The sequence below is a fragment of the Kosakonia sp. Marseille-Q7440 genome, assembly GCF_965119485.1.
Map to the genome: position 1 here is coordinate 2754001 of NZ_CBCPLT010000001.1, position 25512 is coordinate 2779512.

The 25512-nt window shown below is 58.5% G+C and carries 16 protein-coding genes; 10 read left to right on the forward strand and 6 right to left on the reverse strand.

What is annotated here, in order from left to right; all coding sequences use genetic code 11:
* Position 1 precedes the first annotated feature (1 nt).
* Positions 2–445, reverse strand: a complete 444-nt coding sequence (gene wzb, locus ACWPW2_RS12960) for a low molecular weight protein-tyrosine-phosphatase Wzb (RefSeq protein WP_023479231.1) — start codon at positions 443–445, stop codon at positions 2–4.
* 5 nt (positions 446–450) lie between these two features.
* Positions 451–1593, reverse strand: a complete 1143-nt coding sequence (locus tag ACWPW2_RS12965) for a polysaccharide export protein (protein ID WP_023479113.1) — start codon at positions 1591–1593, stop codon at positions 451–453.
* Between the two features lie 686 nt (positions 1594–2279).
* On the opposite strand from ACWPW2_RS12965, the gene ACWPW2_RS12970 reads away from it, so the two are divergent.
* Together ACWPW2_RS12970 and ACWPW2_RS12975 are read left to right on the forward strand one after the other, a co-directional pair.
* Positions 2280–3863, forward strand: a complete 1584-nt coding sequence (locus ACWPW2_RS12970) for a TerC family protein (RefSeq protein WP_454123362.1) — start codon at positions 2280–2282, stop codon at positions 3861–3863.
* Positions 3864–4019: 156 nt separating this feature from the next.
* Positions 4020–4604: an NUDIX domain-containing protein gene (locus ACWPW2_RS12975; protein ID WP_454123363.1), complete on the forward strand. Its 585-nt coding sequence runs from the start codon at positions 4020–4022 to the stop codon at positions 4602–4604.
* 335 nt (positions 4605–4939) lie between these two features.
* Here the strand turns inward: ACWPW2_RS12975 and asmA are convergent, their stop codons facing one another.
* From asmA to udk, 3 genes are all read right to left on the reverse strand, one after another.
* Positions 4940–6790, reverse strand: coding sequence for an outer membrane assembly protein AsmA (gene asmA / locus ACWPW2_RS12980; RefSeq protein ID WP_454123365.1), 1851 nt, complete (start codon positions 6788–6790; stop codon positions 4940–4942).
* 25 nt (positions 6791–6815) lie between these two features.
* Positions 6816–7397 carry a dCTP deaminase gene (gene dcd, locus ACWPW2_RS12985; RefSeq protein WP_023479188.1) on the reverse strand — a complete coding sequence of 194 codons (582 nt, stop codon included), beginning with the start codon at positions 7395–7397 and terminating at the stop codon, positions 6816–6818.
* Between the two features lie 85 nt (positions 7398–7482).
* Complete coding sequence (udk, locus tag ACWPW2_RS12990; protein ID WP_023479149.1) at positions 7483–8124, reverse strand: uridine kinase; 642 nt, start codon at positions 8122–8124, stop codon at positions 7483–7485.
* Between the two features lie 353 nt (positions 8125–8477).
* Between udk and ACWPW2_RS12995 the strand changes: the two genes are divergently transcribed.
* Complete coding sequence (locus ACWPW2_RS12995; RefSeq protein WP_454123368.1) at positions 8478–11807, forward strand: diguanylate cyclase; 3330 nt, start codon at positions 8478–8480, stop codon at positions 11805–11807.
* A gap of 170 nt (positions 11808–11977) precedes the next feature.
* Here ACWPW2_RS12995 and alkA read toward each other — a convergent pair whose 3' ends face one another.
* On the reverse strand, positions 11978–12823 hold the full coding sequence (alkA, locus tag ACWPW2_RS13000) for a DNA-3-methyladenine glycosylase 2 (RefSeq protein WP_454123370.1): 846 nt from the start codon (positions 12821–12823) through the stop codon (positions 11978–11980).
* A gap of 133 nt (positions 12824–12956) precedes the next feature.
* On the opposite strand from alkA, the gene yegD reads away from it, so the two are divergent.
* The 7 genes from yegD (at position 12957) to baeR (ending at position 25508) form a co-directional block, all read left to right on the forward strand.
* Entirely contained in the window at positions 12957–14309 is a 1353-nt protein-coding gene (gene yegD / locus ACWPW2_RS13005) for a molecular chaperone (protein WP_454123372.1), read from the forward strand.
* Positions 14310–14484: 175 nt separating this feature from the next.
* A complete protein-coding gene (locus tag ACWPW2_RS13010) occupies positions 14485–15708 on the forward strand; it encodes an MdtA/MuxA family multidrug efflux RND transporter periplasmic adaptor subunit (RefSeq protein ID WP_454123374.1) in 1224 nt (407 codons plus the stop codon).
* Positions 15708–18830 carry an MdtB/MuxB family multidrug efflux RND transporter permease subunit gene (locus ACWPW2_RS13015; RefSeq protein WP_454123376.1) on the forward strand — a complete coding sequence of 1041 codons (3123 nt, stop codon included), beginning with the start codon at positions 15708–15710 and terminating at the stop codon, positions 18828–18830. Before ACWPW2_RS13010 ends, ACWPW2_RS13015 begins: the two co-directional genes overlap by 1 nt.
* Positions 18831–21908, forward strand: a complete 3078-nt coding sequence (gene mdtC, locus ACWPW2_RS13020) for a multidrug efflux RND transporter permease subunit MdtC (protein WP_454123378.1) — start codon at positions 18831–18833, stop codon at positions 21906–21908.
* The gene (gene mdtD / locus ACWPW2_RS13025) at positions 21905–23320 is read left to right on the forward strand and encodes an MFS transporter (RefSeq protein ID WP_023479162.1); all 1416 of its coding nucleotides are present in this window, start codon (positions 21905–21907) and stop codon (positions 23318–23320) included. Before mdtC ends, mdtD begins: the two co-directional genes overlap by 4 nt.
* Positions 23317–24789, forward strand: coding sequence for an envelope stress sensor histidine kinase BaeS (gene baeS / locus ACWPW2_RS13030; protein ID WP_023479228.1), 1473 nt, complete (start codon positions 23317–23319; stop codon positions 24787–24789). Before mdtD ends, baeS begins: the two co-directional genes overlap by 4 nt.
* Positions 24786–25508 (forward strand): envelope stress response regulator BaeR, encoded by a 723-nt coding sequence (gene baeR / locus ACWPW2_RS13035; protein ID WP_054804665.1) that lies wholly within the window; start codon positions 24786–24788, stop codon positions 25506–25508. Before baeS ends, baeR begins: the two co-directional genes overlap by 4 nt.
* The last annotated feature ends 4 nt before the right edge of the window (positions 25509–25512 follow it).

Consider the following 25512-nt stretch of genomic DNA (forward strand, 5'->3'; position numbering starts at 1 on the left):
ATTATCCCTGCTGAGCTTGCAATGCCTGCGCCCAAAGGCGGGCAGACTGGTCAAGTAAGGTGTAAACGGCTTCAAAAGCTTCGCGACTTTTGCGATACGGATCGGGGATCTCCCGTTCGTTATCCCAGTGGCCAAACAACATGACCTTTCCACGCATCTCGGGGGTAAGTTCGCACAAGCGGGAGATGTGTCGCTTCTCCATGACCAGAATCAGATCGAATTCACGACACAATTTTCCTGAGATCTGGCGTGCGACATGCCCATCCAGTGAGAGTTGATTATCTGCCGCCACGGCCGTGGCGTTGGCATCTGCGCTATGCCCGACCAGTGCGCCCAACCCGGCGGACTCAACCGTGAGCCCGGGGTGGTATTTTTTCAGGAGCCGTTCCGCTGTCGGGGAACGACAAATGTTCCCCACACAAACCACCAGAATTTTGTTGAACATGCCTGTTACCACGTATGAATATCTTTGGCCGTATCCGTCATGTAGCGAACGCCACTGATGGTTGGCAGCAACTGGTTGATAAGACGATTCCAACGCGATACCGGTGCGGTGGTGACATAAACAACGTCGTAAGGCTGGAGGCGGAAGTTGGTGGCCATCACCAGCGACGTGGCATCCGACATATCAAGCTGGTAGATGTTGGCAATCTTGTTGCCGCGACCGCCCTCGCCGTTCTTGATCGGACGGATGACGAAGATACCGCTGGCGTTGGAGGAGGTCAGGTCGAGACCTTCTGCCTGGCCGAGCGCTTCGGTCAGCGTCATGCCGCTGAAGTCCATTTTGAGGGTGCTCTGTTTTTTCACTTCGCCCATCACGAACACTTTCAGATCGTCATTGCGCGGAACAAACAGAATGTCGCCCGGATAGAGCAGGCGGTTCTGGCTGAGGTCGCCGTTTTGCATCAGCGCCTGCAGAGAGATGCGCTCCTCTTTGCCTTTGTGGGTCAGCACGACGTTGCGCCAGTCGGCAAGATCGGTCAGACCGCCCGCGGCGTTGATGGCGTCAAGCACGGTCAGCGGCACGTTGGTGATCGCCTGCTGGCCTGATTTATTAACCTGACCAGAGACATAGGCTTTTTGCGAGCGGAACGCGGCGATATTAACGTCCACCTGCGGGTCGGCAATATAGGTCGCTAAGCGGCTGGTAATATCACTACGTATTTCGGCCAGGGTTTTACCCACCACGCGGACTTTGCCGATATAGGGGTAGAACATGGTGCCATCCGGCTGCACCCAGTTACCGGTATCGCTGGAGCTGCGATACTGACCGGCAGGGGTGGTTAGTTCCGGGTGATCCCACACAGTGACGCTCAGGACGTCGCCTGGACCAACGCGGTATTCATAAGAGGAGATCTCTTGATCCAGCGACATGTTCGGTTGAGCAACGTTTACGCGCGGGCGTAACTGCTCAATCAGACGCGGGGTCAAAGGATAAACGTTCACCATACTGTCTAAATCAAAGTCAGCATCCTGCTGTTTAATCACGTCCTTTCCCGATGTCGACATATTGCTACCCGGGAATACGGTGCAGCCACTCATTAAGCTTATGGACACCAATAATGGCATCAATTTCATTTTAGATTTCATCATTGATTAATTATCACTATGGCAGAGTAATTATCCTGTGCGATTTAAATAAGCGCTCAAGCAGTACACAGAATCAGAATGCAGTTAATTCACCAGGAATATAACTAGCATCAGTCCTAAAAAGCATTTATCCAACCCCATGACATTACAGAATAATCTGGCTGCAGTCATGCCAACAGGCATGCTACCGCCCCTGGCTTCCAGTTACCAATGCACTGATCATCGATATGTCGTTGATAGTCATCCTTTACATCCTCGTCAGGGCGCCAACTGCGGCGCGCGCTAAATACGGCGGGTATCCTTTTCCGCATCGAATAACAACGCGGAAATTAACATCGCAGGTATATTTGAAAGATGCCGATGGAATTGTTGCAGCTAAGCCAAGGGCAGGCAAGGCGGCATCTCCTGACAGAAGCTTTTTTAAGAATAATATTAACGTCGGGTTTTCAGGTTTTTAGGAATTAACTTATATTGACAACTTAGGTATGCAGCCCACCCCATGCGATAGTTCCTAAATTCGCGCCTTAATCAGGTATAAATAAACATAATCACCGTGCGGGAATGTAATTAAATAACTCTTAAATATCTTATTAAATAAGATTAATCGCAGGCGGCATTGCATTCATGCGGAAAGTTACCCATGATCACTTCATCACAACTCCCAACTTATATAAGGTTTTACGCTAACAATGGAGTGGATTGCTGATCCATCAATCTGGGCCGGGCTGATCACGCTGGTGGTCATTGAGTTAGTGCTCGGTATCGATAACCTGGTTTTTATCGCCATTCTGGCGGAGAAATTACCCCCCTCAGAGCGCGACCGTGCGCGCGTGACAGGTTTAATCCTTGCTATGCTGATGCGCCTGGTGCTGCTGGCCTCCATTTCGTGGCTGGTGACGCTCACGCAACCGCTGTTCACCGTGCGCGGTTTAAGCTTTAGCGCCCGCGATCTCATTATGCTGTTCGGCGGCCTGTTCCTGCTGTTTAAAGCCACGGTAGAGCTGAACGAGCGGCTTGAGGGGAAAGATAGTGATAACCCCAGCCAGCGGCGTGGGGCAAAATTCTGGGCGGTGGTCGCGCAAATCGTGGTGCTTGACGCGGTCTTCTCTCTCGATTCGGTGATCACCGCCGTCGGCATGGTTGATCATCTCGCGGTGATGATGGCCGCGGTCATTATCGCTATCTCGCTGATGCTGCTGGCGAGCAAAGCCCTCACCCGCTTCGTTAATAATCACCCGACGATTGTCATCCTCTGTCTCAGCTTCCTGCTGATGATTGGCTTTAGCCTGGTGGCGGAAGGCTTTGGCTTCCATATTCCGAAAGGCTATCTCTATGCGGCAATTGGCTTCTCGGTGATGATTGAATCCCTCAATCAGCTGGCTATCTTTAACCGCCGCCGTTTCCTGTTTGCCAACCACACGCTGCGCCAGCGCACCACCGAAGCGGTGATGCGTCTGCTCAGCGGGCGTAAAGAGGATGCCGAGCTGGATGCGCAAACCGCCTCGATGCTGCGCGACAGCGACGATGCGCAGATTTTCAACCCGCAGGAGCGGCGGATGATTGAGCGTGTGCTGAACCTCAATCAGCGCACGGTGAGCAGCATCATGACCTCGCGTCACGATATCGAACATATCGATCTCAACGCGCCGGAAGCGGAGGTGCGCGCCCTGCTGGATAAAAACCAGCATACGCGCATCGTGGTTACCGGCGGCGAGCAGGAGGAGTCGCTGCTCGGCGTGGTGCATATTCTCGATCTGTTGCAGCAGTCTCTGCATGGCGAACCGCTGGATCTGCGCGTGCTGGTGCGCCAGCCGCTGGTCTTCCCTGAGGGGCTGCCGCTGTTGCAGGCGCTGGAGCAGTTCCGCAATGCCCGTACCCACTTCGCTTTCGTGGTCGATGAGTTCGGCTCGGTCGAAGGGGTGGTGACATTAAGTGATGTGATGGAGACCATCGCCGGCAACCTGCCCAACGAGGTGGAGGAGATTGACGCCCGCCATGATATCCAGAAAAACAGCGATGGCAGCTGGACAGCTAACGGCCATATGCCGCTGGAAGATCTGGTGCAGTATGTGCCGCTGCCGCTGGATGATAAACGCGATTACCACACCATCGCCGGGCTGTTAATGGAGCATCTGCAGCGTATTCCCGCCCCGGGCGAAGAGGTGACGATTGGCGAGTTCCGCCTGAAAACCCTGGAGGTTGAGAGCCACCGGGTGCAGAAAGTGCAGCTTATCCCCATCGCAAGCGACGCTCCTTCCGACTACGAAGTATAAAGCAGCCGGGGTTCGCCCCGGCTCACTCCTCCCCTCTTTTCTCCCTCGCTTTAACATGGATCGCCCAGGCCTTCGCTGGCGATGCGCTGCACGAAATTTCTTGTTTACGCACGAATTAGCGCGATATGATGCCTGAAACTGCACAAAGGAGCATTTATGCAAGCTGAACAGGCACAAGCACGCATTATCACGGCGATCCCGCTGTCGCGGGATTGGGGAAAGCTGACGAAATACACTTTCGATTTTCGCCGCCGCAACGGGGAGTGGCAGCGTCAGAGCCGGGAGGTGTATGACCGCGGCAACGGCGCAACGATCCTGTTATACAACCGCAGTAAACGCAGCGTGATCCTTACCCGGCAGTTTCGCTTACCGCTGTTTGTGAACGATCATGCAGGTTTTTTACTGGAAGCCGCCGCCGGGCTGCTGGATGAGCTGGACGCAGAGACGCGCATAAAGCAGGAGGCTGAAGAGGAGACCGGATACCGTCTTGAGCGGGTCGAAAAGGTATTCGAAGCCTGGATGAGCCCCGGCTCGGTCAGTGAGAAGCTGCACTTTTTTATCGCAGAATATGACGAGAGCCGCCGTACCGGCAACGGTGGTGGTCTGGTTGAGGAAGGAGAAGATATTGAAGTGGTGGAAATGACGTTTGCTGACGCGCTGGCCGCTATCCGCAGCGGAGAGATTGCCGATGGAAAAACCATTATGCTGCTCCAGCACCTGGCCTTAGAAGGCGTTCTTTAATACCCTCATAACGCCCGTAGGCCTGATAAGGCGAAGCCGCCATCAGGCATTTTGCCTCGCACCATCCCCGTAGGCCTGATAAGGCGAAGCCGCCATCAGGCATTTCCCCCTGCACCATAAACGTAGGCCTGATAAGGCGCAGCCGCCATCAGGCATTTCCCCCTGCACCATAAACGTAGGCCTGATAAGGCGCAGCCGCCATCAGGCATTTCCCCCTGCACCATAAACGTAGGCCTGATAAGGCGCAGCCGCCATCAGGCATTTCCCCCTGCACCATAAACGTAGGCCTGATAAGGCAACGCCGCCATCAGGCATTTCGCCCAACGGCGGCATACTTACATCTTATCGAGCAGCTTCTTCACATCTTTGCTGCTCTGCTTATCCTTGTTGCGATCCGCCCAGTCGCTCAGGCGGCGTTTCGCCTCATCCTGCAGATGCTTACGCAACAGCTGATCTACCTGCAGGGTGTAGTTGAGCGCCTGCCACGGCCCATAAACACGCAGCGGGATCGGCGTCGTTTTCAGGAAGTCGATAAGCTCGCTCTCCCCTTGCCAGCCGCCCAGCACCTGAATATTGAAGCGGGTATCCGCCTGCTCTTTGACCAGATCCATTTTGCCTTCACCGGTCAGGGCAATAAGCGGCGAGCTGCCCTGCATATTACTCAGCGTCATCTGCCCCGCTTTCAGCGCCAGATCGCTGCTGAAGCTATCGAGCCGCGTCGCCGTGTCATATTTTTCCTGCGTCTGCACATCGGTGCTGCGCGCCACCGCCTGCTGCACCAGTTGCTGGAAGTTGAGCCCTTCCATGCGGCTATTTTTCAGCTCAACATGCGCTTCGCCCTGCCACAAACGGCGGAAATCGTCGGCATCAATGCTCGGGCCGGAGAAATCACCCGCCATTGAGAGGCTACCGGTAAGCGCGATGGGATAATTAAAGGCTTTCAGAATGTCGCCAATCTCAACATTGTCGAGGCGCGGCTGGAACACCGCCCGCGAGGCATCGCGGCGTACATCCAGCTGCCCCGGAAGAGAGATCTGCCCGGTGCCCATTTTGCCCTGCAAGGTCGGGATGACAAGCAGGCCTGCGTTGTTGTTGAACTGCCCGCTGACATCGGCAAACTGCATCCCGCGCCAGCGCACGGCTTTTGCGCTGATCCCCACCTGGGCGGCGAAATCACGCAGACCATTGAAGTGCGGTACATCGGCGCTGTTGGCGATCACCGGACGCGGCGGGCGGCTTTGCGCCTGGCCCTGCTGATCCGGTGCGCTGTTATCCGTTGCGCTATCTTGCGGCGGCAACAGGTTATCGAGATTGAGATTATCGAACTGCAACTCCAGCGCCCAGACCGGCAAAGTGCCAAAGGTCACGCTGCCGTGCCCGGTCAGAACGCTATCGTTGGCGCGCAGCTTCAGCGCGCTCAGCGCCAGGCGTTGCTGTTCGCCCTGCCACTGCGCCTGTAGCTCGCCTTCACCTTCGATACCTTGTGATGGCACATCACCACCGCGCAGCTGCCACTTGACGCTATCCACTACCGCCGAAAGGTTATGTGGATAGTCGCGCGCGTCGAGCTTGGCGCGCAGCGCGAGGGTTAAATCACGTTGATTACGGTTGATGCGCCCGGAGAACTCCAGCGCCGCCTGGTGCTGCTCATCCTGCTCCATCTGCAGCCGGATATCGCGCACCGTTACCTGCTCATCGTTCTCATGCTGTAACACCAGCACGCTGTCCGCTACCTGCAGACTGCCGATATCCCAGGACCAGCCGCGATCCTCTTCCGCCTGCGGCAGCGTGTTTTCACGCGGTGCGACAGGCGCGTCTTTATCCACCGCAGCCTGGGTTTCAGGCGTTAGCTGGATCACCGCACCTTTTAACATCACCTGCTTAACATGCAGCTGGTGGGAAAGCAGAGGTAAGAGATTGACGTCGAGGCGCATATTGTCTGCTTTAACCACCGGCGTCTGCGCGCCCGGCGCGGTTAAGGTCATGCGCCCTGAGAGAATGCTAAGCTGTGGCCAGACGTGCCAGCGCAGGGGGCCATCAAGCTGTAACTGATAGCCGCTACGCGCTTCAACCTGACGCACCATATAAGCACGGAAATCGTTGGGGTTGACCAGCAACACCAACGCTGACAGGCCGGCAATCAGCACGACCAACAGAATCATCAGCGTGGTTAACACTCTTCTCATGGCGTCCTCTGCAGAGATAACTTGCTCAGTCTTTATCGATACGGCTGGCAACCGCGCCCTGCTGATCGCGATACTTCGCATCTTCGCGGCGGTTGTAAGGGCGCTCGGCCGGGCCGGAGAGCGGCTCAAAGCTCAGCGCGCCGATCAGCATGCCGGGGCGCAGGGCCAGCGGCAGTTTGCCTGAATTATAGAACTCCAGCACGATGCAGCCAGACCAGCCGGGATCGATACGGTGCGCGGTGACGTGCACCATCAGCCCTAATCGCGCCAGCGACGAGCGGCCATCGAGCCAGCCAACCAGATCCGCCGGCAGGGTAACGGACTCATAGGTCACCGCCAGCGCCAGCTCGCCCGGATGGAGGAAAAAGGCTTCGCCATCGGCGAGGACAATCTCATCGCTCATCACCCGATCGAGGGCGGCGGTCACTTCCTGTTTCGGCCCGCTCAGATCGATAAATGCTGCGGTATGACCACTGAATGTGCGGAATTTGTTGCCCAGACGGACATCCACCGTCGCACCATTAATTCGTTCTACCGGCGGACGCGGGTTAATTGCGAGTCGGCCCTCATTCATCCAGGCTTCGATATCGCGGTCACAAAGACGCATGGCACATTCTCCTTTGGTGCGACACGCCCCTGAAAAAGCCTCAGGGGACGGGTAGTTAACACTGAGTTTGACAGCCTAACATGTATTATTCAAAAAATTGGCTGATTTTGGCTTTCAGAATGTCGATGGCGATACGGTTCTTGCCGCCGCGCGGCACGATGATGTCGGCATACTGTTTGGAAGGTTCGATAAATTGCAGGAACATCGGACGCACGGTTTTCTGATACTGCGCCATGACCGAATCCATCGAGCGCCCGCGTTCATTCACGTCGCGTTTGATGCGGCGCATCAGGCAGATATCCAGTGGCGTATCGACAAAAATGGAGAAGTTCATCTCATCGCGCAGGCGAGAGTCGGTCAGCAGCAGGATCCCTTCCAGAATGATGACTTTTTTGGCTTCGATACGAATGGTCTCTGCGGTGCGCGTATGCTCAACATAGCTGTAGACCGGTAACTCAATGGATTCGCCGCGCTTAAGCGACTGAAGATGCTGGAATAACAGACTGTGATCCATCGCGCTCGGATGGTCATAGTTGGTTTTAACACGCTCTTCCATCGACAGATGGCTTTGATCTTTGTAGTAGCTGTCTTCGGGAATAACGCCAATGTGTTCATCACCCACCTGCTCGCGTAACTCGCGGTAAAGCGTACTGGCAATAAGACTTTTACCTGAAGCAGATGCGCCGGCGATGCCGATGATGACGCACTGATGTGACTGATCAGTCATAAATTTAGGGACCTGATTAACCTGGATGTAAAGGAAGGAAGACGCCTTGGCGTCAAACGCGGCAATTATAGGGATTTCACCGCCGCGATACCAGTCGAAAGCGCGGGGGAACGCGATAAGCAAAAATGGCGGCATTTTTCGCCAAACTGCGCGCTTTTTTTCTCAGCAAGGTGGGTAAAAATGACGCACCGGGCGCGTTTTATGCATCCACTAAGTAATTAATAACACTATGATGTCAATTTATGAGCGCGCGCCATAGGAATTGTAAATTGTTTGTACTAGCATAATCCGAAATTCTCATTTCATTCGTCGGCCGCCGTGTCGGACGGCACAGGGTTGCGGATAAAGCGGTAATGAAAAAACAATACCAACACGTTTTGGTTACCACACCACATCCCGTGCTGCGGCTAATAAGTCTTGGACTGCTCTCATTTATCTTCACGCTCTTCTCCCTTGAGCTGATTCGATTTGGCACCATTATTGCGCCGCTCTGGTTCCCCACCGCCATCATGACCGTGGCCTTTTACCGCCATGCTGGCAAGATGTGGCCGGGTATTGCCCTCGCCTACGCAGTGGGCAACATCGCCGCCACCATCACGCTCTTTTCACCCTCTTTTGTTGATCTTCGCTACCCGCTGGTCAATATCGTTGAAGCTGTCGCAGGCGCGATCCTGCTGCGCAAACTGCTGCCTTCTTATAATCCGCTTAAAAATCTTGCCGACTGGATACGCCTTGTCATTGGCAGCGTGCTGATACCGCCGCTGATTGGCGGGGTGCTGATTTGTTTGCTGGTACCGACGGATAACCTGCTGCGCACCTTTATTATCTGGATGTTGTCGGAAGCGATTGGTGCGCTGGCGCTAGTGCCGCTCGGTCTGCTCTTTAAACCCCACTACCTGCTGCGCCACCGCAACCCGAAACTCCTGCTGGAAACGCTGGTGACTCTGGGCCTGACGCTGACGCTGAGCTGGCTGGCGCTGCACTATCTGCCGTGGCCCTTTACCGCCGTGATTGTGCTGCTGATGTGGAGCGCGGTACGCCTGCCGCGCATGGAGGCCTTCTTAATTTATCTCGCGACGGTGATGGTGGCGTCGCTGGTGATCGCTATCGATCCCAACGTCGTGAGCTCCTCGAAAAGCGGCGTGATGATAAACGCGCCGTGGCTGCCGTTTCTGATGATCCTTCTGCCGGTGCATGTCATGACCATGGTGATGTACGCCTTTCGCACCGAGCGCAAGCACATCATTGAGAGCGAGGCGCGTTTTCGTAACGCCATGGAGTATTCAGCCATCGGTATGGCGCTGGTCGGTACCGACGGCCAGTGGTTACAGGCTAACAAAGCCCTGTGCCAGTTTCTCGGCTACAGCCAGGAGGAGCTGCGTCTGATGACCTTCCAGCAGCTCACCTGGCCGGAAGATCTGGCGCGGGATATGGCGCAGTTGCAGCAGCTGACGCGCGGCGAAATTGCCAGCTATTCGATGGAAAAACGCTACTACACGCGTAACGGCGATCTGGTGTGGGGGCTACTGGCCGTCTCGGTGGTGCGTCACGCCAACGGCACTCCGCTCTACTTTATTGCCCAGGTTGAAGATATTAACGATCTGAAGCAGACCGAATGGGTCAACAAACGGCTGATGGAGCGCATTACCCTCGCTAACGAAGCGGGCGGTATTGGCATCTGGGAGTGGGAGCTGGAGCCGGACATCATCAGCTGGGATAAGCGGATGTTCGAGATGTATGAAGTGCCTGCGCATCTCAAACCGACATGGCAGCTGTGGTACGAACGTATTGTGCCGGAAGACCGGCCGGAAACCGAGCGGGTGATCCGTGACGCGCTGGCGTCGCGCATCGCTTTCAAGCTTGAGTTCCGCATTGCCGTGAAAGATGGCATCCGCCATATTCGCTCGCTGGCAAACCGCGTGCTCAATAAGCAGGGCGAGGTCGAACGGCTGCTCGGCGTCAGTATGGATATGACGGAGGTAAAGCAGCTTAACGAGGCGCTTTACCAGGAGAAGGAGCGGCTGCACATTACACTCGACTCCATCGGCGAAGCGGTGCTCTGTACCGATGTCGAGATGAAAGTCACCTTTATGAACCCGGTCGCCGAGAAGATGAGCGGCTGGTCGCAAGAGAGCGCCATGGGTCAGCCTCTGCTGAAGGTGCTGCACATCACCTTTGGTGATAGCGGTCCGGTACTGGAAAATATTCACAGTGGCGATATGTCACGCACGGATATCGAACAGGATGTGGTGCTGCACTGCCGCGCGGGCGGCAGCTTCGATATTCACTACACCATTACCCCACTCAGCACTCTCGACGGGCAGAATATCGGCTCAGTACTGGTTATCCAGGATGTGACCGAGTCGCGCAAAATGCTGCGCCAGCTGAGCTACAGCGCCTCACACGATGCCCTTACCCATCTGGCGAACCGCGTCAGCTTCGAGGCGAACCTGAAACGCCTGCTGTCGACGGTGCAGGAGTACCATCAACGCCATGCGCTGGTGTTTATCGATCTCGACCGCTTTAAAGCGGTTAACGATAGCGCCGGGCATGCCGCCGGCGATACGCTGCTACGCGAGATCTCAACGCTAATGCTCAGCCTGCTGCGCTCAACGGATATTCTTGCCCGCCTGGGCGGCGACGAGTTTGGCCTGCTGCTGCCGGAGTGTAATGTCGAAAGCGCGCGTTACATCGCCGGACGTATGATTGAAGCGATCAATGATTATCGCTTCAGCTGGGAGGGTCGCGAGCACCGTATCGGCGCCAGTGCCGGGATCACCATCATCGATGAGTATAACCATCAGGCTTCCGAAGTGATGTCGCAGGCCGATATCGCCTGTTACGCCTCAAAGCATAGCGGGCGCGGCCGGGTGACGGTTTATGAACCGAAACAGGGGCTGATGCAGCATGAGCGCTCAATGATGTCGCTGGAGGAGCAGTGGCGCATCATTAAAGAGAACCATCTGTTAATGATTGCGCGCGGCGTCGCTTCGCCGCGGGTGCCGGAAGCGTGTAACTTCTGGCTGCTCTCCCTGCGCTTGTGGACCAGCGAAGGGGAAGTGATGGAGGAGCATGCGTTTCGCGCCGGTCTCCACGAGCCGGAGCTGATTCGCGCCCTCGACCAGCGTGTCTTCCATGAGTTTTTCAACAAGCATGCCGCCGCCATCACCGCCAAAGGGTTGGGCGTCGCCCTGCCCCTCTCCGTGCACGGTCTGGCAAGCAGCAGCCTGGTGGATGAGCTGTTATCTATGCTTGAGAGCGGCCCGATGCCGGGGCGTCTGCTGCATCTGGTGATCCCGGCAGATGCGCTGGTGCGCGAAGGCCATGCCCGGATTGAAAACCTCAGACGTCTGCGTCATGCGGGGTGTCGCATTATCCTCAGCCGTGTCGGGCACGATCTCGATGTTTTCGAGCACATCACACCGCATATGGCTGATTATCTGCTGCTGGAGCCGGAGCTGGTCTCTAATGTGCACGGCAATTTGATGGATGAGATGATGGTGACCATTATTCAGGGGCATGCGCAGCGCCTTGGGTTGAAGAGCATTGCCGGGCCGACGCATCAGCCGATGATAATGGATACCCTCTCCGGGATTGGCATTGATCTGATTTATGGCGATACCATCTCCCAGGCGCACCCGCTCGATTTGATGCTCAATACCAGTTATTTCGCCATCAACTAACTGCCGGATGGCGGCTACGCCTTATCCGGCCTACAAAACCCGCCCCGCAACCGTATGCACACTTCCCGTAGGCCCGATAAGCCCAGCGCCATCGGGCATTAGCGCCGGACTACCATTACCGCAACCATGCTTCCGTAGGCCCGATAAGCGAAGCGCCATCGGGCATTGCGTTATGGCTCGGGCGACCACGCCTGCGTAAACCAGATATGCAACAGCGCGTAAGAGCGAAACGGCTGCCAGCGCTCGGCATAACGGCGCGTCTGCGCGGGCGTCATCCCGGCGAAACGCTGCTTAATCGCATAATCATCCGCTAAGAAGATATCTTTCGCCTGCCAGCCGCGCAGCGCAAAGTAGTTCGCCGTCCAGCGCCCAATCCCCGGATAGTTCATCAGCGCTTTCACCCCCTGCTCCACATCATCTGGCCTCTGGAGTGGAAAGGTGCCGTCGCAGGCAGCCTCGGCAAGGGTAATCAGTGCCTGGGCGCGCTTTAGCGGCATCCCAAGACTTTTCAGCACCTGTGCATCGGCGGCGGCAATCTGCTGTGCGGTGGGAAAGGTGATAAACCCCGGTGCCTCCTCCATCACTTCGCCATAACGATGCGCGACTTTCGCCGTCAGCTTTGCCGCCATCGCCACGCTCACCAGTTGCCCGAGCACCGCGCGCACCGCCTGTTCGAAGGGATCGATCGAGCCGGGCAGCCGCAGGCCAGGGCGCGCGGCGGCGAGATCGCCAAGCCGCGTATTGATACGCTCCGGCTCGCAGGAGAGATCAAATAACCTCTCCAGCCGCTGCAAACAGTGTTCAGCAACCGGTTCAAGCCCCTCACTTAAAGTGACCTTCAGCGTCGCGCTCGCCTCATCCGGCTCGGCGGTGATAATCCCGCGATGAGCGCCAAAGGCATACGAGCGCACATAGCGCGTCTCGCTCACCACTTCCACGCCCGCGACGGCGCGCGCGCCCAAGAAACTTAACATCCACGCCCAGTCATAGGGCGGTTGCCAGTGCAGTGTGTACATACCATCTCCCCGCTGATAATGCTAAAAGCATAACAACTCAGGGAATTTTCGCCTTGCTTTCATATTCCGGTTGTCGCCCTGCACGCATTCGGCTAAAGTCGCCCCCCTTCTTCACAGGCATGGGGATTGCACGGTGTTTATTGGTTTTGACTACGGTACGGCAAACTGCTCGGTAGCGGTGATGCGCGATAACGCGCCACAGCTGCTGACCATGGAAAATAACAGTACCTTACTGCCGTCGATGCTCTGTGCGCCGACGCGCGAAGCGGTAAGCGAGTGGCTCTATCGCCACCATCAGGTTCCGGCAACGGGGAGTGAAACCCAGGCGCTGCTGCGCCGGGCGGTGAGCTTCAACCGCGAAGAGGATATTGAAGTCAACGCCGCCAGCGTCCAGTTCGGCCTCGCCTCGCTGCGCCAGTATGTGAGCGATCCGGAAGAGGTCTACTTCGTTAAATCGCCGAAGTCGTTTCTCGGTGCCAGCGGCCTGAAGCCGCAGCAGATCGCGCTGTTTGAGGATCTGGTCTGCGCCATGATGCTGCATATCCGCAAGCAGGCAGAAAGCCAGTTGCCGGAGACGATTCGCCAGGCGGTGATTGGCCGACCGATCAACTTCCAGGGGCTCGGCGGCGATGAGGCTAACGCCCAGGCGCAGGGCATCCTTGAGCGCGCCGCCACACGCGCAGGCTTCGAAGAGGTGGTGTTCCAGTTCGAACCGGTCGCTGCCGGGCTCGATTTTGAAGCGACATTAAATGAAGAGAAACGCGTGCTGGTGGTCGACATCGGCGGCGGTACCACCGACTGCTCGCTAATCCTGATGGGTCCGCAGTGGCGCGAGAAAGCGGATCGCAGCGCCAGCCTGCTCGGCCACAGCGGCTGCCGCGTTGGCGGGAACGATCTCGACATCGCGCTGGCGTTCAAAAACCTGATGCCGCTGCTCGGCATGGGCGGACAGACGGAAAAAGGCATTGCGCTGCCGATCCTGCCGTGGTGGAACGCGGTGGCGATCAACGATGTTCCTGCCCAGACGGAGTTTTACAGCACGGCAAACGGTCGTCTGTTAAACGACCTGCTGCGCGATGCGCGCGACGCCGATAAGGTCGCTCTGCTGGTGAAAGTGTGGAAGCAGCGCCTCGGCTACCGGCTGGTGCGCAGCGCGGAAGAGAGCAAAATCGCCCTCTCCGACACGCAGCAGGTGACCGCTTCACTGCCGTTTATCAGCGACAGCCTCGCCACCGCTATCGATCAGCAGGGGCTGGAAAATGCCCTTAACCAGCCGCTGCAGCGCATTATTGAGCAGGTGCAGCTGGCACTGGCAACCAGTAATGAGACGCCGGATGTGATCTACTTAACCGGCGGCAGCGCCCGTTCGCCGATTATCAAAAAAGCGCTGGCGGAAACGCTGCCCGGCATCACCATTGCCGGCGGTGATGACTTCGGCTCGGTGACTGCCGGGCTGGCCCGCTGGGCGCAGGTCGTCTTCCGTTAATTATCTGCCGGGTGGCTTCACCCGGCATGCTTTCTGCTACAAAATCTCCCTAACGCAAATTATCTGTCGTGACTACGTTTCCAGACAGTGTTTCATTTTTCCTCCATTTTTCTGCGCTTCAGGGTGACTACACTACTATTACTTCGCCATTCGATTTAAAGAGATACCTATAACGATGAAAGGACGAGTCACTTTTCGCCGCACCGTTGTCGCGGCACTGGTCATCGCACTGGCTGGTGCGGCCTGGTACTATTTTGCGCACAGCGCCTCAACCACCACGGCAAGCGGACAACAAGCGCCTTCAGGCGGCGGACGTCACGGCATGCGCGGCGCGCTGCCGCCGGTGCAGGCGGCGACCGCCACCAGCGAATCCGTTCCGCGCTATCTCTCCGGCCTCGGCACCATCACCGCGGCGAATACCGTTACCGTGCGCAGCCGCGTCTCGGGTCAGCTCAAAGCGATCCATTTCCAGGAGGGGCAGCAGGTGAATGCTGGCGATCTGCTGGCAGAGATCGATCCCAGCGAGTTCAACGTCGCGCTGGCGCAGGCACAGGGCCAGCTGGCGAAAGATAAAGCCACCCTTGCCAACGCCCGCCGCGATCTTGCCCGCTATCAGCAGCTGGCGAAAACCAGCCTTGTCTCGCGCCAGGATCTCGACGCTCAGCAGGCGCTGGTCAGTGAATCCGAAGGCACCGTTAAAGCGGATGAAGCCTCCGTTGCCAGCGCTCAGCTACAGCTGGAGTGGAGCCGCATCACCGCGCCGGTTAGCGGACGCGTCGGCCTGAAACAGGTCGATGTCGGCAACCAGATTAGCAGCAGCGATACCACCGGTATTGTGGTGCTGACGCAAACCCACCCTATCGATCTCATCTTTACCCTGCCTGAGAGCGACATCGCCACCGTGGTGCAGGCACAGAAGAATGGGCAGAAACTGGTAGTGGAGGCGTGGGATCGCACCAATAAACAGAAGCTCAGCAGCGGCACGTTGTTGAGCCTGGATAACCAGATTGACGCCACCACCGGCACCATCAAGCTGAAAGCGCGTTTCGACAACGAGGAGGACGCCCTCTTCCCGAACCAGTTTGTTAACGCCCGCATGCTGGTCGCCACCCAGCAGGATGCGGTGGTGATCCCCGCCGCGGCGCTGCAAATGGGCAATGAAGGCAACTTCGTCTGGGTGCTGAACGATAAGAACAAGGTCAGCAAACATACGGTGACGCCGGGTATTCAGGACAGCCAGAAAGTGGTGATTAGTGCCGGGTTATCGGCGGGCGATCGCGTCGTCACTGACGGTATCGACCGCCTGACAGAGGGCGCGCAGGTCGAAGTGGTTGACGCCAGCAAGGCGGAAACCCTGCCCGCGAAGCGTGAACGTCCGGCGAAAGGAGCACAAGGCTGATGCAGCTGTTACCGCCGGGCCGGACGGGTGGCCCTTCGCGTCTGTTTATTTTGCGTCCGGTCGCCACCACGTTGTTGATGGTGGCGATCCTGCTGGCCGGGATCATCGGCTACCGCTTCCTGCCCGTTTCCGCGCTGCCGGAAGTGGATTACCCCACCATTCAGGTGGTAACGCTCTACCCTGGCGCCAGCCCGGATGTGGTGACTTCTGCCATTACCGCGCCGCTTGAGCGCCAGTTTGGCCAGATGTCGGGCTTAAAGCAGATGTCTTCGCAGAGCTCCGGCGGTGCCTCGGTGGTTACGCTGCAATTCCAGCTGAGCCTGCCGCTGGATGTCGCCGAGCAGGAGGTGCAGGCGGCAATGAACGCCGCCAACAGCCTGCTGCCTTCGGACTTGCCGAACCCACCGGTCTACAACAAAGTGAACCCCGCCGACCCGCCGATTATGACGCTGGCGGTCACCTCTTCCGCCATGCCGATGACGCGGGTGGAGGATATGGTGGAAACGCGCGTGGCGCAGAAGATCTCCCAGGTCTCCGGCGTCGGGCTGGTAACGCTCTCCGGCGGCCAGCGTCCGGCAGTGCGCGTCAAACTTAACGCGCAGGCGATTGCCGGCCTGGGGTTAACCAGTGAAACCGTGCGCACCGCCATCAGCAACGCTAACGTCAACTCGGCGAAGGGTAGTCTCGATGGCCCGACCCGCGCCGTCACGCTCTCAGCCAATGATCAGATGCAGTCCGCCGAGGAGTATCGCAAGCTGATTATCGCTTACCAGAACGGTGCGCCGATCCGCTTAGGCGACATCGCCACCGTTGAACAGGGTGCAGAGAACAGCTGGCTCGGCGCATGGGCGAACAAGCAGCAGGCGATTGTGATGAATGTGCAGCGCCAGCCGGGCGCTAACATTATCGATACCGCTGATAATATCCATGCCCTGCTGCCGCAGCTGACCGAGAGCCTGCCGAAATCCGTCAGCGTGAAAGTGCTGTCGGATCGCACCAACAATATTCGCGCCTCGGTGAGCGACACGCAGTCTGAGCTGATGCTGGCGATTGCGCTGGTGGTGATGATTATCTACCTCTTTTTGCGCAATATTCCGGCGACTATTATTCCCGCCGTTGCCGTGCCGCTGTCATTGATTGGCACCTTTGCGGCAATGGTGTTTCTCGATTTCTCCATCAATAACCTGACGCTGATGGCGCTGACCATCGCCACCGGCTTTGTCGTCGATGACGCGATTGTGGTGATCGAAAACATCTCGCGCTATATCGAAAAGGGGGAAAAACCGCTGAATGCGGCGCTGAAAGGCGCAGGCGAGATCGGCTTTACCATCATCTCGCTCACCTTCTCGCTGATTGCGGTGCTGATCCCACTGCTGTTTATGGGCGATATCGTTGGGCGGCTGTTCCGTGAGTTTGCCGTCACGCTGGCGATTGCCATTCTGATCTCCGCCGTGGTGTCGCTCACCTTAACGCCGATGATGTGCGCCCGCATGCTGAGCGCGGAATCCCTGCGCAAGCAGAACCGCTTCTCCCGCGCCTCGGAGCGCTTTTTTGAGCGGGTTATTGCCGGTTACGGCCGTCTGCTGAGCCGCGTGCTTAATCACCCGTGGCTGACCCTTGGCGTCGCCCTCGGCACGCTGGTGCTGTCGGTGATGCTGTGGATCTTTATTCCAAAAGGCTTCTTCCCGATCCAGGACAACGGCATTATTCAGGGCACGCTGCAGGCACCGCAGTCCGCCTCCTTTGCCAGCATGGCGGAGCGCCAGCGCCAGGTGGCGGATATTATTCTGCGCGATCCGGCCGTTGAGAGCCTCACCGCTTTCGTCGGCGTCGACGGCACGAACCCCTCTCTTAACAGTGCGCGGTTGCAGATCAACCTGAAACCGCTGGAAGAGCGCGACGATCGCGTCCAGCCAGTGATTGAGCGTTTGCAGCAGGCGGCGGGCAATGTGCCCGGCATGTCGCTCTATCTGCAACCGACGCAGGATCTGACTATCGACACCACCGTCAGCCGCACCCAGTACCAGTTCACCCTACAGGCCAACTCCCTTGACGCGCTCAGCACCTGGGTGCCGCAGCTGGTGAGTAAACTGCAGGCGATGCCGCAGCTGGCGGATGTCAGCAGCGACTGGCAGGACAAAGGGCTGGTGGCCTACGTCAATGTGGATCGCGACAGCGCCAGCCGCCTCGGTATCAGCATGGCGGATGTCGATAACGCGCTCTACAACGCCTTTGGTCAGCGCCTGATCTCCACCATCTACACTCAGGCGAACCAGTACCGGGTGGTGCTGGAGCATGACACCACGCAGACGCCGGGCCTGGCGGGGCTGGATAATATTCGCCTGACCAGCAGCGACGGCGGCGTGGTGCCGCTGTCGTCGATTGCCAAAATCGAGCAGCGCTTTGCGCCGCTCAGCATCAACCATCTCGATCAGTTCCCGTCGACCACCATCTCCTTTAACGTCGCCGACGGTTACTCGCTGGGCGATGCGGTCGACGCGGTGCAGGAGAGCGAAAAAAATCTCCACTTCCCGACCGATATCCGCACCGAATTCCAGGGCAGCACGCTGGCGTTCCAGGCGGCGCTCGGCAGCACCATCTGGCTGATTGTTGCGGCGATTGCGGCGATGTATATCGTACTCGGCGTGCTGTATGAGAGCTTTATCCACCCGATAACCATCCTCTCGACACTGCCTACGGCGGGCGTCGGCGCGCTGCTGGCGCTGATGATCTCCGGCAGCGAGCTGGATGTGATCGCCATTATCGGCATCATCCTGCTGATCGGCATTGTGAAGAAGAACGCCATCATGATGATCGACTTTGCCCTCGCCGCCGAGCGCGAGGCGGGCATGTCGCCGCGCGATGCCATCTTCCAGGCCTGTCTGCTGCGTTTCCGCCCGATCCTGATGACCACGCTGGCGGCGCTGCTCGGCGCGCTGCCGCTGATGCTTAGCACCGGCGTTGGCGCAGAGCTGCGTCGCCCGCTGGGGATCGGCATGGTCGGCGGCCTGCTGGTGAGCCAGGTGCTGACGCTGTTTACCACGCCGGTGATCTATCTGCTCTTCGACCGCCTGGCGCTGGCGGCGAAAAAGCGTTTTCCGCAGCGTGAAGAGGAGGCGTAAGTGAAGTTCTTCGCCCTCTTCATTTACCGCCCGGTGGCGACGATCCTGATTTCGCTCGCCATCACCCTGTGCGGCATTCTCGGCTTCCGGCTGCTGCCGGTCGCCCCGCTGCCGCAGGTTGATTTTCCGGTGATCATGGTTAGCGCTTCGCTGCCCGGTGCTTCGCCGGAGACCATGGCCTCGTCGGTCGCTACGCCGCTTGAGCGCTCACTGGGGCGCATTGCCGGAGTGAGCGAGATGACCTCCTCCAGCTCGCTTGGCAGCACGCGCATTATTCTTGAGTTCAATTTCGACCGCGATATCAACGGCGCGGCGCGCGATGTGCAGGCGGCGATCAACGCCGCACAGAGCCTGCTGCCGAGCGGCATGCCGAGCCGCCCGACCTATCGCAAAGCGAACCCCTCCGCTGCGCCAATCATGATCCTCACCCTCACCTCGGACACTTACTCCCAGGGTGAGCTGTATGACTTTGCCTCAACGCAGCTGGCGCAAACCCTGTCGCAAATCGACGGCGTTGGCGATGTCGATGTCGGCGGCAGCTCCCTGCCTGCCGTGCGTGTCGATCTCAACCCACAGGCGCTATTTAACCAGGGCGTCTCTCTCGATGCGGTACGCACGGCCATCAGCAATGCCAACGTGCGCAAACCGCAGGGCGCGCTGGAGGATGGCGCGCACCGCTGGCAGGTGCAGACCAATGATGAGTTAAAAACTGCGGCGGAGTACCAGCCGCTGATTATTCACCATAAAAATGGTGCCGCAGTACGCTTAAGCGATGTCGCCACGGTCACCGACTCGGTGCAGGATGTGCGCAACGCCGGGATGACCAACGCCAAACCGGCGATTTTGCTGATGGTTCGTAAACTGCCGGAAGCCAATATTATCCAGACGGTGGACAGCATTCGCGCCCGCCTGCCGGAGTTGCAAAAGACCATTCCCGCCGCAATTGATTTGCAAATCGCTCAGGATCGCTCGCCGACCATTCGCGCCTCGCTGGAGGAGGTGGAGCAGACGCTGGTGATCTCCGTCGCGCTGGTGATCCTGGTGGTGTTCCTCTTCCTGCGTTCAGGTCGGGCGACCTTTATTCCGGCGGTCGCCGTGCCGGTGTCGCTGGTTGGCACCTTTGCCGCCATGTATTTGTGCGGCTTTAGCCTTAACAATCTGTCATTAATGGCGCTGACCATCGCCACCGGCTTTGTGGTCGATGACGCGATTGTGGTGCTGGAGAATATCTCCCGCCATCTCGAAGCGGGGATGAAGCCGTTACAGGCGGCGCTGCAAGGGACGCGGGAAGTGGGCTTTACGGTGCTCTCGATGAGCCTGTCGCTGGTGGCGGTGTTCCTGCCGCTGCTGTTGATGGCCGGGCTGCCGGGGCGGTTGCTGCGCGAATTTGCCGTCACGCTGTCGGTGGCGATTGGCATTTCGCTGCTGATTTCACTCACGCTAACGCCAATGATGTGCGGCTGGTTGCTCAAAGCCCATAAGCCGCGTAGCCGCACGCGGGAGAGAGGCGTTGGCCGCCTGCTAACCCGCATCCAGCAGCAGTATGCCCGCTCGCTGAAATGGGTGCTTAACCACGCCCGGCTGGTTGGCGTGGTGCTGCTCGGCACCATCGCGCTCAATATCTGGCTCTATATCTCGATTCCGAAAACCTTCTTCCCGGAGCAGGATACCGGCGTGCTGATGGGCGGTATTCAGGCGGATCAAAGCATCTCCTTCCAGGCGATGCGCGGAAAGTTGCAGGACTTTATGCAGATTATCCGTGAGGATCCGGCGGTGGATAACGTCACCGGCTTTACCGGCGGCTCGCGGGTGAACAGCGGGATGATGTTTATTACCCTCAAATCGCGTGACCAGCGCCACGCCACGGCGCAGGAGGTGATTGACCGCCTGCGCAGCAAGCTGGCGAAAGAGCCGGGTGCGAGCCTCTTTTTGATGGCGGTGCAGGATATTCGCGTTGGCGGCCGCCAGGCCAATGCCAGCTACCAGTTTGCACTGCTTTCAGACTCCTTAAGCGACCTGCGCGAGTGGGAGCCGAAGATCCGCAAAGCGTTTGCGGCGCTGCCGGAGCTGGCGGATGTCAACTCGGATCAGCAGGATAATGGCGCGGAGATGAACCTGGTCTATGACCGGGAAACCATGACCCGCCTCGGTATCAGCGTGCAGGCGGCGAACAGCCTGCTGAATAACGCCTTCGGCCAGCGGCAGATCTCCACCATCTACCAGCCGCTTAACCAGTACAAAGTGGTGATGGAGGTCGACCCGCGCTACACCCAGGATGTCAGCGCGCTGGATAAGATGTACATCATCAACGATGCGGGCGCGTCGATTCCCCTCTCCTACTTTGCCCACTGGCAACCGGCCAATGCGCCGCTGTCGGTTAATCATCAGGGGTTGTCGGCGGCCTCAACTATTGCCTTTAACCTGCCAGCGGGCGTCTCGCTCTCGCAGGCCAGCGAGGCGATTGACCGCACCATGACGCAGCTTGGCGTGCCTAGCAGCGTGCGCGGCAGCTTTGCCGGTACCGCGCAGGTGTTCCAGGAGACGATGAACTCGCAGGTGATCCTGATCCTCGCCGCCATCGCCACGGTCTATATCGTGCTCGGCATTCTCTATGAGAGCTATGTCCACCCGCTGACCATTCTCTCGACCCTGCCGTCGGCGGGCGTTGGCGCACTGCTGGCGCTGGAGCTGTTTGGCGCGCCGTTTAGCCTGATTGCGCTGATTGGTATTATGCTGCTTATCGGGATTGTGAAGAAAAACGCCATTATGATGGTCGACTTCGCCCTCGAGGCGCAGCGCAAGGGGCAACTGAGCGCCGAAGAGGCGATTTTCCAGGCCTGCCTGCTGCGTTTTCGCCCGATTATGATGACCACCCTGGCGGCGCTGTTTGGTGCCCTGCCGCTGGTGATCTCCAGCGGAGATGGCTCAGAGTTGCGCCAGCCGCTCGGTATTACCATCGTTGGCGGGCTGGTGATGAGCCAGCTGCTGACGCTCTATACCACGCCGGTGGTCTACCTCTTCTTTGATCGTCTGCGCGCGCGGTTTAGTCGCAAAGTGAGAGAGCCCGTAAGTGAATGAATGAGTTACCGAAACAGATCCGCTGGCAGTTATGGATAGTCGCCTTTGGCTTCTTTATGCAGTCGCTGGATACCACCATTGTTAACACCGCCCTCCCCTCGATGGCGGCAAGCCTCGGCGAGAGCCCGCTGCATATGCATATGGTGGTGGTCTCCTATGTGCTGACCGTTGCGGTGATGCTGCCTGCCAGCGGCTGGCTGGCCGACCGGGTTGGCGTGCGCAATATCTTCTGCGTGGCGATTGTGCTCTTTACCGCCGGATCGCTGTTCTGCGCGCTGGCCGCCACGCTCGATCAGCTGATCCTGGCGCGCGTGCTGCAAGGCTTTGGCGGCGCGATGATGGTGCCGGTCGGGCGCTTAACGGTGATGAAGATCGTGCCGCGCACCCACTATATGGCGGCGATGACCTTTGTGACGCTGCCAGGCCAGGTCGGCCCGCTGCTCGGCCCGGCGCTCGGCGGCATTCTGGTGGAGTACGCCTCCTGGCACTGGATCTTCCTGATTAACCTGCCGGTCGGCATTATTGGCGCGATTGCCACCCTGAGCCTGATGCCGAACTACACCCTGCAAACCCGCCGCTTTGATTTCTCCGGTTTTGTGCTGCTGGCGGGCGGCATGGCGACGCTGACGCTGGCCCTCGACGGCAGCCGCGGCCTTGGCCTGACGCTCTGGCAACTGGGGGGTCTGGTGGCAGTGGGTGCGGCGGCGATCCTCTTCTACCTGCTGCACGCGAGAGGTAATGACCGGGCGCTGTTTAATTTGCGCCTGTTCCGCACCCGCAGCTTCTCGCTGGGGCTGGCGGGGAGCTTCGCCGGGCGTATCGGCAGCGGCATGCTGCCCTTTATGACGCCGGTCTTTTTGCAGATTGGCCTCGGCTTTTCGCCGTTTCACGCCGGGCTGATGATGATCCCGATGGTGCTGGGCAGCATGGGGATGAAGCGTATCGTTGTGCAGGTGGTTAACCGCTTTGGCTATCGCCGCGTGCTGGTCGCCTCAACTATTGGCCTCGCGCTGGTCAGCCTGCTGTTTATGGCGACGGCGCTGCTTGGCTGGTATTACCTGCTGCCGGTGGTGCTCTTCTGCCAGGGGATGATCAACTCAATGCGCTTCTCGTCGATGAACACCCTGACGCTGAAGGATCTGCCCGATGAGCTGGCAAGCGGCGGTAACAGCATGCTGTCGATGATTATGCAGCTCTCGATGAGTATTGGCGTCAGCGTCGCCGGTCTGCTGCTCGGCCTCTTCGGTCAGCAGCATCTCTCGGCGGACAGCGGCGTAGCGCACGAAGTCTTTCTTTATACCTATCTGACGATGGCGGTGATTATTGCACTGCCGGCGGCCCTTTTTGCCCGCGTGCCTGATGACGCCAGCCAAAATGCGGTGATTGCCCGTCGCAACAGGAGAACATCATGAGGTTCTGGCGGCCGGGGATCACGGCCAAACTCTTTCTCGCCATTCTCACCACCTGCATTTTGCTGTTATTCGCTACCCACTGGGCGGTGCGCATCAGCTTCGAGCATGACTTTATGAACTACATCAAGCGCGGCAACGACCTGCGCTTGCAGATGCTGACGGATACCCTCGCGGAGCAGTACACCCAGCACGGCGACTGGCAATTTCTGCGCCACAACGACCGGATGATTTTCCAGATCCTGCGCTCCTTTGACCGGGAGAATGAGCATGATGACGGGCGTCCCGGCCCCGGCGGCCCCGATCGCGGGCGCGGCCCTGGTCCGCAAGAGGACGCAGGCCCGCCGGATCGCCCGGATATGCCGCCCCACGGCTGGCGCACCCGCTTCTGGGTGCTGGATCAGCAAAAACGGGTGCTGGTTGGCCCGCACTCGCCGGTGCCGGTGGATGGCACGCAGCGCGAGATCAAAGTGAATAACGCCACCGTCGGCTGGGTGATCGCCTCGCCGGTGAAAAAGCTGACGCGCAATACCGATATCAACTTTGACCGCCAGCAGCGGCGCACCAGTTGGGTGATCGTCGGTCTCGCCACCCTGCTGGCCGCTATTGCCACCTTCCCGCTGGCGCGCGGGCTGCTGGCCCCGGTTAAACGGCTGGTGGACGGCACGCATAAACTCGCCTCGGGCGACTTTTCTACCCGCGTGAAACCTGGCAGCCAGGATGAGATTGGCAGGCTGGCGCAGGACTTTAACCAGCTCGCCAGCACCCTTGAGAAGAACCAGCAGATGCGCCGCGACTTTATGGCCGATATCTCCCATGAGCTGCGCACGCCGCTGGCGGTGCTACGCGGCGAGCTGGAGGCGATTCAGGATGGCGTGCGGCAGTTCACGCCTGAGTCGGTCACCTCGTTGCAGGCTGAGGTCGCCACGCTGACCAAGCTGGTGGACGATCTGCATCAGCTATCGATGTCCGATGAGGGGGCGCTGGCATATCAGAAAAAATCGGTGGATGCCGTCTCGCTGGTGGAGATAGCCGCTGGCGCGTTTCGTGAACGCTTCGCCAGCCGCAATTTGACGCTATCGCTGGAGTTGCCGGAGAGCGCGACGGTGTTTGGCGATCCCCATCGCTTAATGCAACTGTTTAATAATCTGCTGGAGAACAGCCTGCGCTACACCGACAGCGGCGGGCGAACGCTTATCCAGCTTATCCCGCGCGATAACACTCTGCTGCTGCGCTTTGCCGACAGCGGGCCTGGAGTGAGCGACGAGCAGTTACAGCGCCTGTTTGAGCGCTTCTACCGCACGGAAGGCTCGCGCAACCGCGCCAGCGGTGGCTCCGGGCTGGGGCTGGCTATCTGTCTGAATATTGTGGAGGCGCACGGTGGCGCTATCCATGCCGCGCACTCGCCATTTGGCGGGGTTAGCATTACAGTTGAACTTCCGCTTGAACGCGATAAATCGAGAGATGTATGACCGAGTTACCCATTGATGAAAATACGCCGCGCATCCTGATCGTCGAAGATGAACCGAAGCTCGGACAACTGCTGATCGACTATCTGCGCGCGGCAAGTTATGCGCCTTCGCTGATTAGCCATGGCGATCAGGTGCTCAGTTACGTGCGCCAGACGCCGCCGGATCTGATCCTGCTCGACCTGATGCTGCCGGGCGTGGATGGCTTAACGCTCTGTCGCGAAATTCGCCGTTTCTCCAATGTGCCGATTGTAATGGTGACCGCCAAGATCGAAGAGATCGACCGCCTGCTGGGGCTGGAGATCGGGGCCGACGATTATATTTGCAAACCCTACAGCCCGCGTGAAGTGGTGGCGCGGGTGAAGACCATTCTGCGCCGCTGCAAACCGCAGCGCGAATTGCAGCAGCTTGATGCCGAAAGCCCGCTGATTGTCGATGAAGGTCGCTTCCAGGCAAGCTGGCACAGCAAGCTGCTCGATTTAACCCCCGCCGAATTCCGCCTGCTGAAAACCCTCTCCAGCGAACCGGGTAAAGTTTTCTCGCGCGAACAATTACTCAATCATCTGTATGATGACTACCGCGTGGTGACCGACCGCACTATCGATAGTCATATCAAAAACCTGCGTCGCAAACTGGAAGCGCTGGACGAGGAGCAATCCTTTATTCGCGCGGTCTACGGCGTGGGCTATCGCTGGGAGGCGGACGCCTGCAAACTGGCGTAACTCT

What these genes read in the sequence shown, in the direction of transcription:
- wzb (WP_023479231.1), bottom strand. Translation starts at nt 445, where the DNA reads ATGTTCAACAAAATTCTGGTGGTTTGTGTGGGGAACATTTGTCGTTCC.
- ACWPW2_RS12965 (WP_023479113.1), bottom strand. Translation starts at nt 1,593, where the DNA reads ATGATGAAATCTAAAATGAAATTGATGCCATTATTGGTGTCCATAAGC.
- ACWPW2_RS12970 (WP_454123362.1), top strand. Translation starts at nt 2,280, where the DNA reads ATGGAGTGGATTGCTGATCCATCAATCTGGGCCGGGCTGATCACGCTG.
- ACWPW2_RS12975 (WP_454123363.1), top strand. Translation starts at nt 4,020, where the DNA reads ATGCAAGCTGAACAGGCACAAGCACGCATTATCACGGCGATCCCGCTG.
- asmA (WP_454123365.1), bottom strand. Translation starts at nt 6,790, where the DNA reads ATGAGAAGAGTGTTAACCACGCTGATGATTCTGTTGGTCGTGCTGATT.
- dcd (WP_023479188.1), bottom strand. Translation starts at nt 7,397, where the DNA reads ATGCGTCTTTGTGACCGCGATATCGAAGCCTGGATGAATGAGGGCCGA.
- udk (WP_023479149.1), bottom strand. Translation starts at nt 8,124, where the DNA reads ATGACTGATCAGTCACATCAGTGCGTCATCATCGGCATCGCCGGCGCA.
- ACWPW2_RS12995 (WP_454123368.1), top strand. Translation starts at nt 8,478, where the DNA reads ATGAAAAAACAATACCAACACGTTTTGGTTACCACACCACATCCCGTG.
- alkA (WP_454123370.1), bottom strand. Translation starts at nt 12,823, where the DNA reads ATGTACACACTGCACTGGCAACCGCCCTATGACTGGGCGTGGATGTTA.
- ACWPW2_RS13010 (WP_454123374.1), top strand. Translation starts at nt 14,485, where the DNA reads ATGAAAGGACGAGTCACTTTTCGCCGCACCGTTGTCGCGGCACTGGTC.
- ACWPW2_RS13015 (WP_454123376.1), top strand. Translation starts at nt 15,708, where the DNA reads ATGCAGCTGTTACCGCCGGGCCGGACGGGTGGCCCTTCGCGTCTGTTT.
- mdtD (WP_023479162.1), top strand. Translation starts at nt 21,905, where the DNA reads ATGAATGAGTTACCGAAACAGATCCGCTGGCAGTTATGGATAGTCGCC.
- baeS (WP_023479228.1), top strand. Translation starts at nt 23,317, where the DNA reads ATGAGGTTCTGGCGGCCGGGGATCACGGCCAAACTCTTTCTCGCCATT.
- baeR (WP_054804665.1), top strand. Translation starts at nt 24,786, where the DNA reads ATGACCGAGTTACCCATTGATGAAAATACGCCGCGCATCCTGATCGTC.